Below are 16458 nucleotides of genomic sequence, written 5' to 3'. Positions count from 1 at the left end.
GCCAGAAAGAATTATTTCTATTTCTTAAGAGAATATATACAATTACGAAAGAATTGAAATTGTGTCTCTATCGTCGGTTCAAGCTATTGTCGCTACGCGTTGTTGTGATTCGGAGGAGAACTTGTCGGAAGCTAGAAATTGCGTGCCGCGGTCGGTTAGACCCACTTGCCGGGAACGCGGACGACGCTTCCGCTCAAATCGTCGGCGTACTCGTCTATCGTCCGGATGGCCGTCACCACATCTCCGGTCTTCGCTCGGATGTCGCACGCGATGACTCCTGCGTGGTCTTCGTCTCTCGTCTCGACACCCCCGAAATCCCTGTCCTCACTTAGTACTACGAAGTTCCGCTCTCCGGCGTAATCGAGGACTTCTGAATCGGGGGCACCTTCGTATAGCGCATCTTTGGACCGAACTACCTCGAAACCCTCGGACTGAAGCGCTGTAACGTAACGGTTTGGAATGTGTTCGTCCGCGAGTATCCTCACGCCGACTCCTCCGACTTCTCGAACTGCTTACGGCCGTCGGGTTTGTAGAGTCCGACGTCTTCCGGCATCAACTCCTTCGCTCCGGGGAGTCCGCCCTTTCGCTCGCTCCGAATCTGACGCATTTCCTCAGGATGGTCGTAGTAGTAGGTCAGGGCACGGTGAACGTCGGCGAGGGCGAGGTCGTAGTCACTCGCCACGACGGCTGGCTCCTCGTCGCCGTCTATCACTCGCCGCGCGACGTGATGCACGCCGATTCGGGTCCCCTCGATTCGAGGCGCGCCGGAGAGTACGTCCTCGGTCGAGATGATGTCACTCATTGGATACACGTTCTGCGGGAAGCCGTAAATAGCCGTCGCCGCCTTCAGACCGGAAGTAGGAACGCGGACGACGCAATCAGGTTGCCGCCGACGAACAGGACCGCGCCCGCGGCGGCCGCCAGTGTGAGCAACACGAACAGCAGTATCCACCAGATCGAAACCGAATTATCGTCTGCCATGGTGATAGGTGCGGCCGCGAAGGAACTTAGAGGTTGGCGGTTTCACTTGAAGATGGACCCGAGACGCCCGAGAACGCCGCCGTCTTCGCCCGATTTCTCGTCTTCGGAGTTGTCATCCTCTAAACTGCTGTCAAGCGATTCTTCGTCGCTCTCGGTCGCTTCGTCCGCCGCGAAGTCGTCGCCGGTTGCGTGGTCGCCGCCAGTCGCGTAATCGCCGCCCGTCGCGCCGTTGGCCGTCTCACCGTCGCCCCCGTCGGAACCGGCCAGCGCGTCGCCCTCGTCGGAACCGGCCAGCGCGTCGCCCTCGTCGGAACCGGCCAGCGCGTCGCCCTCGTCGGAACCGGCCAGCGCGTCGCCCTCGTCGGGGCTGGCTAGGGGGTCTTCGGCCGAGGAGTCGCCCGCGGGACCGACGGCGCTCTGGCCGCGGTTCGACTGGGAACCGCGCCCGCCGTTGTCGAAGGGGATTCCCGAGTCCGGCACGCTGTCCTCCGCCTCGTCTTCGCCCCACTCGTCAGTCTCGTCGTCCTCGGCGTCCGGTTCGTCGGACTGGGCGCTGGCGTCGTCGGAGGACTCGCTCTCGTCTGTCTCCTCGGCGAAGGGGTCCTCGGTGCTGAGCGATTCCTCGGCGTCCTCGCGCTCGCCGGAGAACTCCTCGCCCATCTCGGCCAGCGGGTCGTCGCCGTCGCTGGCGGAGTCGCCTCTGAGTCGCTCGTCGCTGATGTGTTCGTTGATGAGGTCGTCCACGCTCCGGGCGCTTGCGCCGCCCAGACCGGCCGAGGAGTCCGCTGTGTCGTCTACTCCGCCCGCGTCCTCGCTGGTCGCGCTTTCGCTAGTCTCGCTTTCGTCGGTTGCACTCTCGCTGGCGACATCCGCGTCGGCGGTTTCTCCGTCGGCGCTGAGTGGCTCCTCGTCGGCGTCGAGCGCCCCTTCCGCCGAGTCAGAGGCTCCGTCCGCGGACTGGTTCGCAAACAGCGAATCCACGTCACCACCCGCGTCGTCGCCGATGGCGTCGCGGACGTTCTGGGCCGCGTCGGCGCTGAGCGGGTCGTCCGCGGTTCCCGCGTCGTCTGGTTTGTCCTCGACGGCGTCGGCCTCGACGGACTCGGATTCGCCCGGTTCCGAGTCAGACGCGTCGGTCTCGGACGTGTCGGCGTCCGGCGACTGGGCTTCGTCCGGTTCCGCGTCGGACATCTCGAATCCGGCCTCCACGGCGGCCGCGGGTTCCGCGCTCGCGGCGGCCGACTCGTCTCCGCTCTCGGCGACCGAGTCGAGCGCCGGGTCGGGGTCGGCCTCGCCGGTCAGCACCGCGGCGAGGTCTCGGTAGGCCTGCCCGGCGGGCGCGTTCGGGGCGAACGAGGCCAGCGGTCGCCCGGCGTCGATGCCCATCGGGACGGCCTCGTCTTGGGGAATCACCGCGAGAACGTCGGTGCCGAGGGTCTCCTCTACGTCGTCGGCGTTGAGGATGTCGCTACTTCGCTGGGTCAGGACCGCGCCCCGGACGTTGGTCTCGACGCGCTCGGCGAGTTCGCCGGTCTTGGCGGTGTCTCTGACCGAGGCCACGTCGGGCGTCGCCACTAGCAGGACGCCGTCGGCCAGCGCCAGCGGGACGAGGGTGTCGTAGCTGACGCCCGCCCCGGTGTCGAGCAGGACGTAGTCGTACTCCTCGCGGAGGTCCGCGACCACGTCTTGCAGGTTCGCGGGGTCGGACTTGACGAACGCCTCGATGTCGGTCGCGCTCGGCAGCACGTCGATGTCGCCCGGCGCTCGATAGATTGCCTTCTCGGGACTCGCGTCGCCCGCCAGTACCTCGTGGAGCGTCGGCGTCTCGATTTCGAAATCGAGGAAGTCCGCGAGGTTCGCCATCCCGAGGTCGGTGTCGACGACGACCACCGAGTGCCCTCGGTCGGCCAGCATCGCGCCGAGGTTGATGGCGGTCGTCGTCTTCCCGACACCTCCTTTGCCGCTCGCTATCGCATATACCGTGTCGGACATGATACTCGTTGTCCCAACCGAACCGTGACACGCATATAAAGTTAGTCCGTCGGAGGCGACATATTCGGTGCGTTCGCGGGACGACCGCCGAAATCGTCTGCCGCACGTATGACGCCGCGGCTCCGTCAGCGTTCGACCCCGCGACTGTAAGGTCAAAGGTTACTTACCCTCTGGACGGGCTAGAACGTAGTAATGAGCGAGCAGGAAGGCGAGCAGTCCGACAGGAAGAAGTACGAGTTCCAGAAGGTCATCGAAGACCTCAGAGACTTCGAGGGCTCGGGGACTCAGCTCGTTACCATCTACATTCCGCCGGACAAGCAAATCAGCGACGTGGTCGCGCACGTCACCCAAGAGCACAGCGAAGCCAGCAACATCAAGTCCAAGCAGACCCGGACCAACGTCCAAGACGCGCTCACGTCCATCAAGGACCGTCTGCGCTACTACGACACCTACCCGCCGGACAACGGCATCGTCATCTTCAGCGGCGCAATCGACAGCGGCGGCGGTCGGACCGAGATGGTCACGAAGGTTCTGGAGGACCCGCCGGACCCCATCCAGTCGTTCCGCTATCACTGCGACTCGGAGTTCCTGACCGAACCGCTGGAACACATGCTGGCCGACAAGGGCCTCTACGGTCTCATCGTCCTCGACCGGCGCGAGGCCAACGTCGGTTGGCTGCGGGGCAAGCGCGTCGAACCGGTCAAGTCCGCCTCCTCGCTGGTACCGGGCAAACAGCGCAAAGGTGGTCAGTCCGCCCAGCGTTTCGCCCGCCTGCGCCTCGAAGCCATCGACAACTTCTATCAGGAAGTCGCCGAGATGGCAAACGACCTGTTCGTCCCCGAGCGCGAGGAGCTAGACGGCATCCTCGTCGGCGGTCCCTCCCCGACCAAAGACGAGTTCCTCGACGGCGACTACCTCCACCACGAGATTCAGCAGAAGGTGCTGGGCAAGTTCGACGTTGCCTACACCGACGAGTCGGGCCTCTACGACCTCGTGGACAACGCGGAGGACGCGCTCGCCGACGCCGAGGTGATGAAGGACAAGAAGGAGATGGAGGAGTTCTTCAAGCAACTCCACGACGGCGACAAGGCCACCTACGGGTTCGAGCCGACTCGCCAGAACCTCGTCATGGGGTCGGTGGACCGACTGCTCCTCTCCGAGGACCTCCGAAAGGACGTGGTGGTCTACGAGTGCGGCGACAAAGAGGAGTACGAGTTCATCGACCAGCGACAGGACACGCCGACTCACACCTGCGAGGACGGCACCGAAGTCGAGGCCGACGAGCGCGAGGACGCCATCGAGTTCCTGATGAACATCGCTGACCAGCGCGGTACCGAGACGAAGTTCATCTCGACCGACTTCGAGAAGGGCGAGCAGTTGCAGTCCGCCTTCGGCGGCGTTGCGGGGATTCTGCGGTACTCTACCGGGGTCTAATCTCCCTTAGTCTTTCTGCGGAAACTCCTCTACCGGTTCTTGGCGACAGATTTAATATGATTGGTCGAAATAGTCGAAAGTGGTACCAGCGGTCGACCCTCTAGAGGAAAAGCCTCTGACGGGCCAAGAAGCGTAGCAAGCCGCAAAACTGGCCTCTCCATGCTGCTCCTCTGGATGCTCGTCTCGCCATCGTTTTAAATTATCGAGCGCCAGCTTTATTGAACCTTCATCGAGGGATGTATCCCTCTCCGGTAGCCGTCCGTGTTTCAACTCGAGGTCAGTCGGCCAACTACGACGTTAGCATGATCAGCAACTTGACGACGTTCGTGATGAACCGGACGACGAGGTTTGCTATTCGCAGGTACCGACTAGTCTTCGTAGCCGGTTCCGACTCGTCGTCGGTCCGAGCGTCTTTGCTCGACATCTCTAACCGTTGCCGGAGTTTCACAGGCGGAACGAGGCGGATGCCCCGACCCTTGAGGTCGGGGAGGAAGCCGACACTCGATGACACAAACCCCGCTACGATAGCAAGGCCGACTCCCAAACGTGTAAGTAACATCACCTGTATATGTGAAAATATAGTGGAATACCGTCGTACCGCCGTCATCAAACTCGACACTCCCGAAGGAGCCGACGATTCGCTTCGAGAGACCGTCGAGCAGTTCAAATACTGCGCCAATACCGCGAGCGAATGGTGCTGGCACGGCGACGACGGCTACCATGTCACTTCCAAAGCGAAAGCAGAACGCGCCCTCTACGACCGACTCCGCGACGAAACCGACCTGACCGCGAATCTCGTCCAGAAAGGGATTCGCAGGGCGGTCGAGGCCGTCAAAAGCGGCGTCTCGCGTCTCGAACGTGGTGAGAACACGTCACAACCGCACTTTTCTGCCGATAGCGCGGTGTACGACAAGCGAAGCGCGACGTTCCACCGCGACCACGTATCGCTGTCCACAGTAGATGGGCGCATTGAGTGCGAGTACATCCTTCCCGACGACTCGGAGACACCGCCGACCAAATACGTCTCCGACCAGGACTTCGAGTTTCGGATGGCACACTTGCAGTATCGTGATGGAGACTGGTATCTCCACGCCTCAATGCGGAAAGTCGAAGCAGACGAGGAATCGTCTGAATCCGAGTCCAAGCACAGAACAGTCCTTGGTGTGGATTTGGGCGTCAACAACCTCGCCGTCGCTTCGACGGGGCGATTCTGGTCGGCGGACGAGTTCAACCACTGGCGTCGGGAGTACGAGAAGCGTCGCGGGTCGCTCCAGCAGTGTGGATCGAGACACGCCCACGAGAACATTGAGAGCGTCGGACAGAAAGAGTACGGGCGTTTCGAGATACACCTGCACACGGTGGCGAACGAACTTATCGAGGAGGCCGTCGAGAACGACTGTTCGCACATCGTGTTCGAGGATTTGACCCACATTCGGGAGAACATTCCCGAGGCGAGGTGGCAACACGTCTGGGCGTTCCGACGCCTCTCCGAGTACGTCGAATACAAAGCCGAAGAACACGACATCGAAGCCGTACAGGTTGACCCTCGAAATACGTCGAAGCGTTGCTCGACGTGTGGGTTTACCCACGACGACAATCGGTCAGGCGAGTCGTTCGAGTGTCAGCAGTGCGGGTACGAGAACCACGCCGACTACAACGCCGCGAAAAACCTCGGTTTGCAGTATCTCCGTCGTCGGCAAAACGCAGACGACGGAGGCGCACCCGTAGATGTGCGCTTGAATCGCGGGACGCTGAACGTGAGCGGGGAGTACGTTCCCCCTGCCTCGGGTGAGGCATAGAACGGGAGTCCACGCGAAAGCCTCGGGGCTTGACCCCGAGGCGATTTACCCCGCGGTCGGACCGCCGTCCCGGGACCTGCGACTTCCCGGCCGCCGACTGGCTCGTCTGCTACGAGTACGATTCGAAAGTCTACGCGTCCTACGAGACCGACGACTCTGCGCGAGTCGACGTCATCACTCGCGTCGAGGGCCAGAACGCGTGGTGGGTGTTCGGGTGGAACTACGATTCGTATCGGGACAGCGTCTCGACCGGGTTCCGCGGCCCGCAGGACGGGTGGTCGAACGTGACCGGGACCGTGGGGCTGGACGTCGAGCGTCGGAGGCCGCCTGTCGAGCGAGCGGCGAACGCATCGGCCAAAAGTAATAAATTTGTTTCTCAGAGAAACGAGGATATTTCTAAAACAAATAATTAGTTGTCCTCGAAGGGGTTCGGGGAATCCTACGCCAGCGGCGTCCGCTCGACCACCTGCCCATCGACGGTCGGGTACTGCTCGACGATTTCGCCCTTCTCCACGTCGCCCTCCTCTATCATCTCCTCCAGTAGCCACCACGCAAGTTCGATGTGGTCCGATTTGACGGTGTAGAACTCCTCGGGCACGCCGAGTTCGCGGAGTCGGCGCTCGGGTTCCCACGTCTTGCCGTAGACCAGCGTCCCGTCGTCGGTGACCTCGTCGAACTCCCGGCGGATGTTCCGCGCCATGCGCTTCATCCGGTTTCGGTGCTGGGCGGCGTCCTTGAAGACGGAGGTGCAGAAGTAGACGCGCTCGTGGTCGCCCATCACGTCAAGAATTTCTTTGGAGCCTTCGACGGCGCTCATGTGGCCGTCCTGCAGTTCGTAGCCCTCCTCCTGCATCCGGCGGAAGTTGCCGTCGCTCATCTCGAACTCGTTGACGTTGCAGAAGTCGGCCGCGCCCTCGTCTAGGAATTCGAGGAACTCCTCTTCGGCCCGGATGCCCGGAATCTCGAACGCCGGAGTCAGGCCCTCCTCGCGGGCGATGTAGAGGATTTCCTCCCACTCGGTACCGTGCATCTCGCCCCACAGGTCGAGCGGCGGGTGGAACCGAATCTCGTCCAGTCCGGCCTCCGAGAGGCGACGCATGTTCTCGCGCCCGCCGGTGATGCCGGTGTAGAGGTGCGTGTGGTGGTCCTCGCCGAACTCGTCTTTCAGCAGCGAGAGGTACCGACAGGTCTTCTCCATCGCCTCTTGGGGCTCCCCGCCCGTGATTGACGTGCCGAGCGCGTCCATGCGCTTGGCCTCGGCGATGACGTCCTCGTCGGACTCGACTTTCCGCTCGTTGGCGTACACGTCGGTCACGTTCTTGCGGTTCTCGCCGAGCGGGCAGTAGAAGCAGTCCCGCTGGTCGCAGTAGCCGTAGACGAACAGGACCATCTTCCCCCCTTCGGCGCACTGTTCGCAACCCTTCGAAATCATTCGTTAGTGGTGATTTATTCGTCCGACGCTGAAAAAGCGTGCGAATTACCAGTATGCGTTCCGACGAGCAGCCCCGACTTGTAGAGACAGCGTAGAATTTCAAAAGAGACTTCGAATACGGTCGGCAAGACTCGGTGCGTTGGCAGGTTCCCGCCATTCGACGGAGTATGCCTCGCGTTTTTCTTCCTCCGAACGACCTGCAGAGATGAGTATCATCCCTTCTTCACTCTCGTCAAGACGCTCATCCCCTACCGAATCCGTACTCATACTAACTAGTAGTGTCCTTTGCGGTTATAAAAGTATGCCACTTTGCACAATACTAGTACGGATGGTCCGCTGATTACTAGTGGGCAACTATTCTATAACAATATGCCCAAATCGCGTGCATGTTCGACTGCACGTTCCGCTACTGCCGTCTCCTTGAATTCTATTTTCGAGAGAGACGTTTCTTCATCCAAGTTTACGAAGTCCTCAAAGTGCTGTTCGCTATCGACGATTAGAACTGCAATCGGTTCGCTCTGGTCGGTATCAGTCGGTCTGTATATCGGCGTTCCGATAATCGTGTTGAGGTGGCTGGTGACTCTGTCGTGCTGTTCGGTCGTGTTCCATCCCGAGTCCCACGCTTCGACGTGATCCGGTGATATCGCTACTTTTTGCTCTGCTTCACGATACACGTTCCCGACACACCCTTGCCCGGATTCGAATTCGAGTGTCAATTCCTCGTCTTCGTATTCATCTTCAGTATGTGTGTAGGCGATCTTGAACGACGGGTCTTCGAACCAACCGTCCGAGGTCGGTCGCATAATATTTGCGCGGAGAGTAACGTCTCCCGCGGCGACCGATTCTATATCATTTTCTATCATCCGTAGGTGATTGGTGAAGAACGTAGTAAGTTGTCTTTCTTTGTATCTTAATAGTGGCTGGTACGTGAGAAAGAATTCGCCAAGCGCTATCAAGAATATTGACACGACGCCAAAGACGACTGCGAGACCGGCGGATATTTTCGAAGTTAGGTATGCGAGTCCGATTGCGACGAGGACACCGACCCACGAAATCAAAACCGAAGCGACGAATCTCCTGCTTCGGTTGGTCGATGCTCCTGCTGTCATCTAATTGATGTTGGACGTCGAGGGATATAAATGGATTACGCAAACCAATTCTAGTCCCCGAAAGAAGTTAAACCCCGGACGCATAGCCCCGAGTAATGCTGTTGGTCCTGTGCGTGGACCTCGACGACGACCTCGGTCGCAAGACCGACTTCGATACCCCCGTCATCGGCCGCGACAACGTCGAGGCCGCCGCGGTCTCGTTAGCCACGGCTGACCCCGAGGACAGCGACGTGAACGTCATGTTCGAGGGCGTCCACCTCGCGGACCGAATCGAGGACGAGACCGTCGAGGTCGCGGTCGTCACGGGCACAGAGGGCGGCGACATCGCCGCGAACCGGGCGGTCGGCGACGAGGTCGACGAGGTACTCGCAAGTCTCTCGACCAGCGAGGAGGTACAGGCGGTCATCGTCACCGACGGCGCGCAGGACGAGAGCGTCATCCCGGTGATTCGCTCCAGAGTCCCCATCGACGGCGTGCGCCGGGTCGTCGTCCGGCAGGCGCAGGACCTCGAATCGATGTACTACACCATCAAGCAGGTCTTGGACGACCCCGAGACCCGCGGGACCATCCTCGTCCCCCTCGGAATCTTGTTGCTCATCTATCCGCTCTCGATTATCTCGGACTCGCTGGGCCTCCCCGGCGCGGCGGTGTTCGGCGTCACCTCCGGCCTCCTCGGTCTCTACGTCCTCGGTCGGGGCCTCGGCGTCGAGCGCCTTCTGGACCGCGCCGCCGACAAGGCCAGAAACAGCCTCTACGCCGGTCGGGTCACGCTCATCACCTACGTCGTCGCGGCCGCCCTGCTGGTCATCGGCGGGGTCCGGGGCGTCGAGATGCTTGACACGGTCACGGGCGGGGCCGACGGTTCGATGGGGCCGCTGCGCGTCCTCGCGGCGCTGGTCTACGGCGCTGTGACGTGGTTCACCGCCGCAGGAATCACCACCAGCCTCGGCCAGATTACCGACGAGTATCTGGCCGGTCGCTTCCGGTGGCGCTACCTCAACGCGCCGTTCTACGTCCTCGCCATCGCGGTGGTTCTCCACGCTCTCAGCGCGTACTTCCTCCATCGCGTCCCGCTCACGCTCCCCCGGTTGACCTATCTGGCGATGATGCTGACGGCCGGGACGCTGCTCGGACTCACGAGTACGCTGGCGTTCGCTATCGCCGAGTCTCGCCAGTCGAGACGGGCGGAGCAAGTAAGCTGATTCGTGAAAAGAATCTCGCCGAGTCAGTGTTCGCGGGTCACGACGAACGCCGCCAAGTCCCGCAGGTAGTCGGTCGCGGTCAGGTCCGGCGTCTCCGCCCGGTCGAGCGCGGCCAGCGCGGCGTCCGACTTCTCGTGGGCCAACTCGTCGGCCTCCTCGGCGGTTAGGTCGGTCACGCGGACGATAGAGGGTCGGCCCATCTCGGCGTCGTGGCCGGTGGGCTTGCCGAGGTCGTCGGCGTCGGCGGTCGCGTCCAGCACGTCGTCTCGAATCTGGAAGGCGACGCCGACCTTCTCGGCGTACTCGCCGAACGCCTCGACGGTCGCGTGGTCGGCGTCCGCGGCAATCGCGCCCAACTCGGCGGCGGCCCGGAACAGCGCCCCGGTCTTGCGGCGGGCCAGTTCCATGTACCCCTCGCGGTCGGTCGGGCGGGCGACGAGTTCGGTCGCCTCGCCCTCGCCGAGTTCGACCATCGCGTCGGCGACCGCCTCCATCGCGCGGGGGTCCGGCGAGAAGAGTTCGAAGGCTTCGCCGATGAGGCCGTCACTCGCCACGATGGCGGGCGCGTAGCCGAACTCGGCCCACGCGCTGGCGCTCCCCCTACGGGTGTCCGAATCGTCGATGATGTCGTCCACGACCAGCGAGGCGTCGTGGACGAGTTCGACGCCGACCGCGAAGTCCACGGCGTCGTCGGCCTCACCCCCGGCGGCCTCGCAGGACAGCACGGTGACGGTCGGCCGGACGCGCTTGCCCCCCGACAGCGCGACGTGGCGGACCTCGTCGGCGAGTTCCGACGGTTCGACGCGGTCGAGGACCGTCTCGAGGCGCTCCTCGACCAGCGCCCTTCGGGACTCGGGATAATCCATCGGCCACTACTCAGGACCGACCGAAAAAGTAGGTGACGATACAATGGCGTTTGGCGGCGGTGGAAATCTCGTGTAGCTACTAAATCAGAAGGGTTCTTGGAGTAGTAACTCCCAAAAACGACTTAATCGTCTCGAAGGTGAGCGACCGACAGAGCAATTTCTCGGAGGCGCTCTTCGCTCATATTTCGAGCACAGTTGTCTTGCATCGTTCTACTTCAAGATAGAGCGCCACTACTCAAAAGTGTTGTGCAGCATACTGCGTGAGTGAAAAAGGATTGTAGTATACTGCATCGTACCCCTCATAAACGATCAGCGAATGCTCGCTTTCCATCATCGATTTCTTCGAGTAACTCGTCCCCGCCAGCCCGTCTTACGTACTTGACCACGAATTCGACACTTCGCTCTTCGTGTTTTCGTCGGAAATGCTTCCACGGATTGTCCGTGGTGATTTCATACTCGTCGAGATGTATTTCCACACCACCTTTTCGCTCCAAGATCGTCGCTCCGCGCTCCGCTAAATGCTGAAATCCACCTGCGTTGCGCCGAACTGTAAGCAACTTTTTGGAGTCAACGATGAACTCGTTTGTCCAGTCACTCCATTCGTCACCGACGTTAGTTTGTGGGACCCCGATTCCGGGTTTCAATGTTTCGAGGTACGTCTGGAGGAACGCGATAGCGGTTCGGTGATTCGCGTTCGGTAGTCCGTGACGAAGGATGAGACGAGAAAGAAGCTCACCGCCGACTTCGGGTACCGACTGTCGCCACTGAACCCGATTTATCGCGTCGGCAACCCCTGATAACTCCGGCTTTTTGTACCAATCCAACGATTGTTCTTCGTCGATGTACTCGAATAGGTCGCGCACGGTTTTGACTAATTTATGAGTCCTATCGCCGTACTCGGGTAGATTCACTTCCAGCGGAACCCTCGAAACCTCCTTCTCGGTGGTGTACACACCGAAATACTGCTGATCGAGTTTGATGGGATAAACGATGGTTAATTCTGAACGCTGTTCGCAGTCCTTCTCGGCCTCCGTCCGGGTATCGTGGAGGTAACTGTACGAGTAATATCGGTCGTCGCGCCGAACGTGATATGGAACGCGCATTAAAAAGAACCGGTGTTGTTCGTCTCTACCCTTCGAACTGCTCGATGAGTTCCGGAACGACCTCGAACAGGTCGCCGACGATACCGTAGTCGGCGATGTCGAAGATGGGCGCGTTCGGGTCGGTGTTGATGGCGATGATGTTGTCAGCGCCCTTCATGCCAGCGACGTGCTGGACCGCGCCCGAAATTCCGATGGCGAGGTAGACCGTCGGCGTGACGACCTTGCCGGATTGGCCGACCTGCCGGTTCTTCGGGAGCCAACCGTTGTCCACGATGGGTCGAGACGAGGCCAGCGTCGCGTCGGTCGCATCCACGAGGTCGCGGATGAGGTCGAGATTCTCCTCCTCCTCGATACCGCGGCCGATGGAGACGATGAAGTCCGCCTCGCTGATGTCCACGTCGCCGCCGCCGACCTCCTCGAAGCCGGTGACGGTCGAACCCGTGTCGGTGTCGATGTCGGCGTCGAACTCCGAGACCTCGGCGTCGCCGACGCCCTCTGCGGCGGGCCACTCCGCGCCGCGGATGGTGACCGCCTGCTGGTCGCCGCCGACCTCGATGGTCGTCTCGACCTTCGAGCCGTACATCTCGCGGGTGACGGTCAGGCCGTCGTCGTAGTCCAGGTCCACGGCGTCGGTCGCCAGCGACAGGTCGAGGCTGTTGGCGACGGCGGGCGCGTAGTCGAGGCCGTTGACGCTGTTGGGCGTCAGCAGGACCTCGGGGTCGAGTTCGGCGTGGAGCGCCTCGACGGCTTGGGCGTAGATGTCGTGGTTGAACTCCTCGCCCTCCGAGACGGTGTGGATGGCGTCCACGCCCTCGCGGTTGAGGCTGTCTGCGAACGACTCGGTGTCGCCGCCGATGACGGCCACGTGGAGTTCGCCACCGGTCTCGGCGGCGAGTTCGCGGCCCGCGGTGATGACTTCGAAGCTCACGTCGCGGAGTTCGCCGCGGCGGTGTTCGGTGACGGCGAGAACGTCGCTCATTCTGCCACCCCCTTCTCTCGAAGGACCTCAGCAAGCTTCCCGGCCGTCTCGCCCGCGTCGCCCTCGAAGATTTCCACGTCGCTCTCGCTCTCGGGTTCGTACATCGAAGTCAAATCGAGGTCGCTCTCGATGGCCCCGGCGTCCAGACCGAGGTCGTCTAAGCTCTTGGGTGCGATTTCCTTGCTCTGTGCCTGCCGGATGCCCCGGAGACTCGCGTACCGGGGTTCGTTGATACCGGTCTGAATCGTGAGGACGGCGGGCATCTCGATGTCGGTGAGTTCCTCGACGCCACCCTCCAGTTCGCGGTGGACGTGCGCGACTTCCTCGTCGGCGTCGTAGTCGAGCGCGTTGACGACCGCGCCCCACTGGAAGCCGAGTTCGTCGGCCAGCGAGACGCCGGTCGCGCCGAAGGCGTCGTCGCCCGCCTGCACGCCGGTCAGCACGAGGTCGGGGTCTTCCTCCTCGACCACGGACTGCAGCAGGTTCGTCTTGGTCTCGACGTCCAGCAAGTCCACGTCCTCCAGGGCGTCGTCCCAGACGCGGACCGCCCGGTCGGCACCCTTCGCAAGCGCCATCCGGATGGTTTCTTCTGACCGCTCGGGACCGATGGTGACGGTCACGACCTCCTCGGCCGGGCCGTCCTCCTTCAACTGGACGGCCTCCTCGACGGCGTAGTCGTCCCACTCGTTCAGGTCGTACTCGAGGTAGCGCTCGTCTACCTCGGTCCCCTCTATCTCGAAGTCGTCGGCGACTTCGGCGACCTCCTTCACAGTCACCAGGACCTTCATGCGCGAAGAATTGCCGCCTTGGGGGTAAACGTTTACGAAACGCTCCCCCCGATGTCGGGGGTTTTCGCCGGCTCGAAAATCCGAAATCCCTCAGTTGACGCCCGCCGCGTATCTCAGCTGACGTCCGCCACGTCCTCGTCGGGGAGCGTGATGAGGTTCTCGCGCCCGATTCGGAGTTTGTCCACGTCGTCGTTCTCGTCCATCTTCGAGAGGAGTTGGGACACCTTCGCGTTCGACCAGTTGGTCTCCTTGACGATTTGGCCCTGCTTCATCCGGCCGTTGTTGTCCCGGAGCAGTCGGAGGACGCGCTCCTCGTCGCTCAGCAGTTCCACGTCCTGTTCGTCGTCACCGTTCTCGTCGCCCTCGTCGGCCTCAGCTTCTTTGTCGGCGGCGCTCGCTTGGCCCGCCGCGACCGAGGCGGTCGCCGACGGACCGCGTGGCTCCTCGGACCCTTCGGCTGCGCCGGGGGTCGCGGCCTCCTCGTCGCGGCGTTGGGACCACACGTACACGCCGGAGGCTCCCAGACCGAAGACGAGGAGTGCGAGGAGGAGCCCGGGGACGCTTGACAGGTCGGGGAACTCCGACGATTCCGACGGCCCCGTGTTCTTCGGGGAGTAGGTCACGGAGAAGTCGCCGCGGTCGAACTTCCGCGGCCCGTCGTAGCTGATTCGCGTGCCGTTGTGCGCGACGCTCGATAGTTCGACGTAGTAGCCCGACGGCCCGTCGATGGTCAACGTCTGGTCGTCGGTCAGCGCGGGGAGCCACGTGTCAGACCCGACCCAGAAGGCGTCGCCGAGGAGGATTTTGTCGTCTTCTACGTGCGTGAAGTTGTGCCACGTGAACGAGAGCGAGAGCAGTCCGACGGAGCCGTTGTCCCGGAGTCGCGCCGACCGATTGACGTTTCCGAGCGCCATCGGTCGGTCGCTGTCGGCGTCGGCGCGCTCGACGACGCGCTCGAAGGTCTTCGGACTGAAACCGACGTCGGCGTTTCCGTTCCGGTATCGCCCGGCGAGTTGGCGGAAGGCTTCGGTCTCGTTTTCGTCGCGGAGGACGAACCGGGCGGTGACGTTCCAGCGGGCGTCACCGCGCTCGCCGATGGAGACGTACATGTCGGTGCCGTCGCGGACCGTGGCGTTCGATTCCGTGCCGTTTACCGAAGCTGCGGCCGTCGCGGAGTCCAGACTCTCGACCGTCGAGGCGTCCGAGGCGGCGTGGGGCGCGCGCGCTCGGTCCTCGGGCGAGAGGCCTGCCCCGACTCCGGCCACGGAGCTAACGGCGAGGAGGACGACGAGGAGGGCGGCAGATGACCGCATACCATCGCGTGAATGCGCCGACAAGAAAATACTTTCCATCCACAGATAAAACGTCACAACGCTCCGTAAAACGTCTCGGCCGTTCTCGATGGCTCGCGGGTCGTTTCACATTTCCATGGATATTTTAATGGTGGGTGCCCGAATACCCGCACGTAATGCGACTCATCCCCGTTATGTTGGCATTACTGCTCGCCCTCTCCCCCGGAGCAGTTGCGATGCAGGCGTCGGCCCCGTCCACGCTTGCTTCGTCCGCGCCAGCGCCCGCCCAGAACGGAAACGACACCGCCGGTCCGGAAACCAGTAACAACACGACCGCTGTAATGACGCTCGGACCCGACCCGGCCCGGTCGGCGTTCGACACGCCCTCGCTCGCGCTCGGTAGTTCCCTCGCCATGGACCGCGACGGGTTCCGAACGCAACTCAGCGTCAACGCTCTCGACGCCCAGTTGGCGGACACTGACAGCGTCGAGCGGAAAAAGCAAATCCTGAACCGGTATCGCTACCACATCGAGAACCGCATCATCTCGCTCAAAGCCACCGACCGACAGGCTACGCAGGCGTTCTCGAACGGGACAATCTCCGAGAGCGAGTATCTCCGGACCCTCGGTCGCATCGACGCGGAAGCCGAGCAGGTCCGGAAAGTCATCAAGGCGATGGAAGCCCGTGCCGAGAACATCAATAGCTTCAACCTGGAGAACGAAGCCCACACCCTGGAGGGGAAACTTGCGACCATCGAAGGCCCCGTTCGGGACCGGATTAGCAGGGTCGTCCGCGGCGAGGCATCGCCGACGAAGGTCTACGTCTCGACCGCCGAGACCGGAATCGTCCTCTCGACCATCGACGGGAACACCTACGTTCGGGAAATCGTGCGTCAGGACCACCGCGACCCGAGCGCGACGCCCCAAATCTCCTTCCTCGAAGCCCCGGACGCGATTCTAGCGAACTACCCGTGGGTCCGTGCGAACGCGCTCGGCAGCAACACGGGGAGTTACGGCTCGACCAACATCTTCTCGCTCGCGGTGACTCACCAGCGCGGACAGCTCGTCGCCTACATCGACGGCGGAACCGAGAAGATATTCAAAGAGGTCCACTACAAGCAACTCTTCGGCGGACACTCGGTCCCGCCGGGTCCGGCCGTCACCAACACCTCCGAGAGCGTCGCCAACTCCTCGGAGAACGTCACTCTCGCGGTCAACCGCACCTACCCCGGCGGTCCGCTCCGGGTGAAACTCACGAACGCCACGGGCGCGCCGCTCCAAGGCGGGGTCTCGATTGCTGGCGAACCCGTCGGCCGAACTGACCCGAACGGCATCCTCTGGGCGCTCGGCCCGGCCGGGCAGTTCCGGGTGAGCGCGACCCACGAGGACACGACGGTCAACGTGACCGCGACGCCGGTCGAGCAGTCGTAGCTCGTCCGTCATCGCCTCCCCTTCGACCATCTATAAATTGCTTTAAACGCT

At 62.1% G+C, this 16458-nt stretch carries 17 protein-coding genes; 4 read left to right on the top strand and 13 right to left on the bottom strand.

Annotated features, from left to right (window positions below):
* Positions 1–155: 155 nt before the first annotated feature.
* The 4 genes from EPL01_RS09090 to minD are packed head-to-tail and all read right to left on the bottom strand — an operon-like array spanning position 156 to position 2973.
* On the bottom strand, positions 156–485 hold the full coding sequence (locus tag EPL01_RS09090; protein WP_135824943.1) for a DUF5615 family PIN-like protein: 330 nt from the start codon (positions 483–485) through the stop codon (positions 156–158).
* On the bottom strand, positions 482–802 hold the full coding sequence (locus tag EPL01_RS09085) for a DUF433 domain-containing protein (RefSeq protein WP_135824942.1): 321 nt from the start codon (positions 800–802) through the stop codon (positions 482–484). Before EPL01_RS09085 ends, EPL01_RS09090 begins: the two co-directional genes overlap by 4 nt.
* A 44-nt stretch (positions 803–846) precedes the next feature.
* Positions 847–981: a hypothetical protein gene (locus EPL01_RS22415; RefSeq protein WP_281275349.1), complete on the bottom strand. Its 135-nt coding sequence runs from the start codon at positions 979–981 to the stop codon at positions 847–849.
* A gap of 42 nt (positions 982–1023) precedes the next feature.
* On the bottom strand, positions 1024–2973 hold the full coding sequence (gene minD, locus EPL01_RS09080) for a cell division ATPase MinD (protein ID WP_135824941.1): 1950 nt from the start codon (positions 2971–2973) through the stop codon (positions 1024–1026).
* A gap of 192 nt (positions 2974–3165) precedes the next feature.
* On the opposite strand from minD, the gene prf1 reads away from it, so the two are divergent.
* A complete protein-coding gene (gene prf1 / locus EPL01_RS09075; protein ID WP_135824940.1) occupies positions 3166–4407 on the top strand; it encodes a peptide chain release factor aRF-1 in 1242 nt (413 codons plus the stop codon).
* Positions 4408–4696: 289 nt separating this feature from the next.
* Here the strand turns inward: prf1 and EPL01_RS09070 are convergent, their stop codons facing one another.
* A complete protein-coding gene (locus tag EPL01_RS09070; RefSeq protein WP_168215850.1) occupies positions 4697–4918 on the bottom strand; it encodes a hypothetical protein in 222 nt (73 codons plus the stop codon).
* Between the two features lie 70 nt (positions 4919–4988).
* Here EPL01_RS09070 and EPL01_RS09065 point away from each other — a divergent pair, with 70 nt between their 5' ends.
* The gene (locus EPL01_RS09065; RefSeq protein ID WP_135824938.1) at positions 4989–6206 is read left to right on the top strand and encodes an RNA-guided endonuclease InsQ/TnpB family protein; all 1218 of its coding nucleotides are present in this window, start codon (positions 4989–4991) and stop codon (positions 6204–6206) included.
* A 439-nt stretch (positions 6207–6645) separates the two neighbouring features.
* Here the strand turns inward: EPL01_RS09065 and EPL01_RS09060 are convergent, their stop codons facing one another.
* The 3 genes from EPL01_RS09060 to EPL01_RS09055 form a co-directional block, all read right to left on the bottom strand.
* Complete coding sequence (locus EPL01_RS09060) at positions 6646–7638, bottom strand: radical SAM protein (protein WP_135824937.1); 993 nt, start codon at positions 7636–7638, stop codon at positions 6646–6648.
* 99 nt (positions 7639–7737) lie between these two features.
* A complete protein-coding gene (locus EPL01_RS21550; protein WP_168215849.1) occupies positions 7738–7905 on the bottom strand; it encodes a hypothetical protein in 168 nt (55 codons plus the stop codon).
* A gap of 92 nt (positions 7906–7997) precedes the next feature.
* Positions 7998–8747, bottom strand: a complete 750-nt coding sequence (locus tag EPL01_RS09055; protein WP_135824936.1) for a hypothetical protein — start codon at positions 8745–8747, stop codon at positions 7998–8000.
* Positions 8748–8842: 95 nt separating this feature from the next.
* Here EPL01_RS09055 and EPL01_RS09050 point away from each other — a divergent pair, with 95 nt between their 5' ends.
* Complete coding sequence (locus tag EPL01_RS09050) at positions 8843–9949, top strand: DUF373 family protein (protein WP_135824935.1); 1107 nt, start codon at positions 8843–8845, stop codon at positions 9947–9949.
* Positions 9950–9972: 23 nt separating this feature from the next.
* Here EPL01_RS09050 and EPL01_RS09045 read toward each other — a convergent pair whose 3' ends face one another.
* The 5 genes from EPL01_RS09045 to EPL01_RS09025 all read right to left on the bottom strand — a co-directional run bounded on the left by EPL01_RS09045 (position 9973) and on the right by EPL01_RS09025 (position 14998).
* Complete coding sequence (locus tag EPL01_RS09045) at positions 9973–10815, bottom strand: polyprenyl synthetase family protein (RefSeq protein ID WP_135824934.1); 843 nt, start codon at positions 10813–10815, stop codon at positions 9973–9975.
* A gap of 299 nt (positions 10816–11114) precedes the next feature.
* The gene (locus tag EPL01_RS09040; RefSeq protein WP_135824933.1) at positions 11115–11768 is read right to left on the bottom strand and encodes a DUF8172 family protein; all 654 of its coding nucleotides are present in this window, start codon (positions 11766–11768) and stop codon (positions 11115–11117) included.
* 175 nt (positions 11769–11943) lie between these two features.
* The gene (locus EPL01_RS09035) at positions 11944–12897 is read right to left on the bottom strand and encodes an electron transfer flavoprotein subunit alpha/FixB family protein (protein ID WP_135824932.1); all 954 of its coding nucleotides are present in this window, start codon (positions 12895–12897) and stop codon (positions 11944–11946) included.
* Positions 12894–13685, bottom strand: a complete 792-nt coding sequence (locus EPL01_RS09030; protein ID WP_135824931.1) for an electron transfer flavoprotein subunit beta/FixA family protein — start codon at positions 13683–13685, stop codon at positions 12894–12896. The genes EPL01_RS09035 and EPL01_RS09030 overlap by 4 nt, the downstream gene beginning before the upstream one ends.
* Before the next feature lie 113 nt (positions 13686–13798).
* Positions 13799–14998 (bottom strand): helix-turn-helix transcriptional regulator, encoded by a 1200-nt coding sequence (locus tag EPL01_RS09025; protein ID WP_135824930.1) that lies wholly within the window; start codon positions 14996–14998, stop codon positions 13799–13801.
* A gap of 155 nt (positions 14999–15153) precedes the next feature.
* On the opposite strand from EPL01_RS09025, the gene EPL01_RS09020 reads away from it, so the two are divergent.
* Positions 15154–16407, top strand: coding sequence for a DUF7096 domain-containing protein (locus EPL01_RS09020; RefSeq protein ID WP_135824929.1), 1254 nt, complete (start codon positions 15154–15156; stop codon positions 16405–16407).
* The last annotated feature ends 51 nt before the right edge of the window (positions 16408–16458 follow it).

The sequence above is a fragment of the Halorussus ruber genome, from assembly GCF_004765785.1.
GTDB lineage: Archaea > Halobacteriota > Halobacteria > Halobacteriales > Haladaptataceae > Halorussus > Halorussus ruber.
The sequence above is the reverse complement of the archived record's forward strand: the minus strand, read 5'-3'. Positions and strand labels throughout refer to the sequence as shown.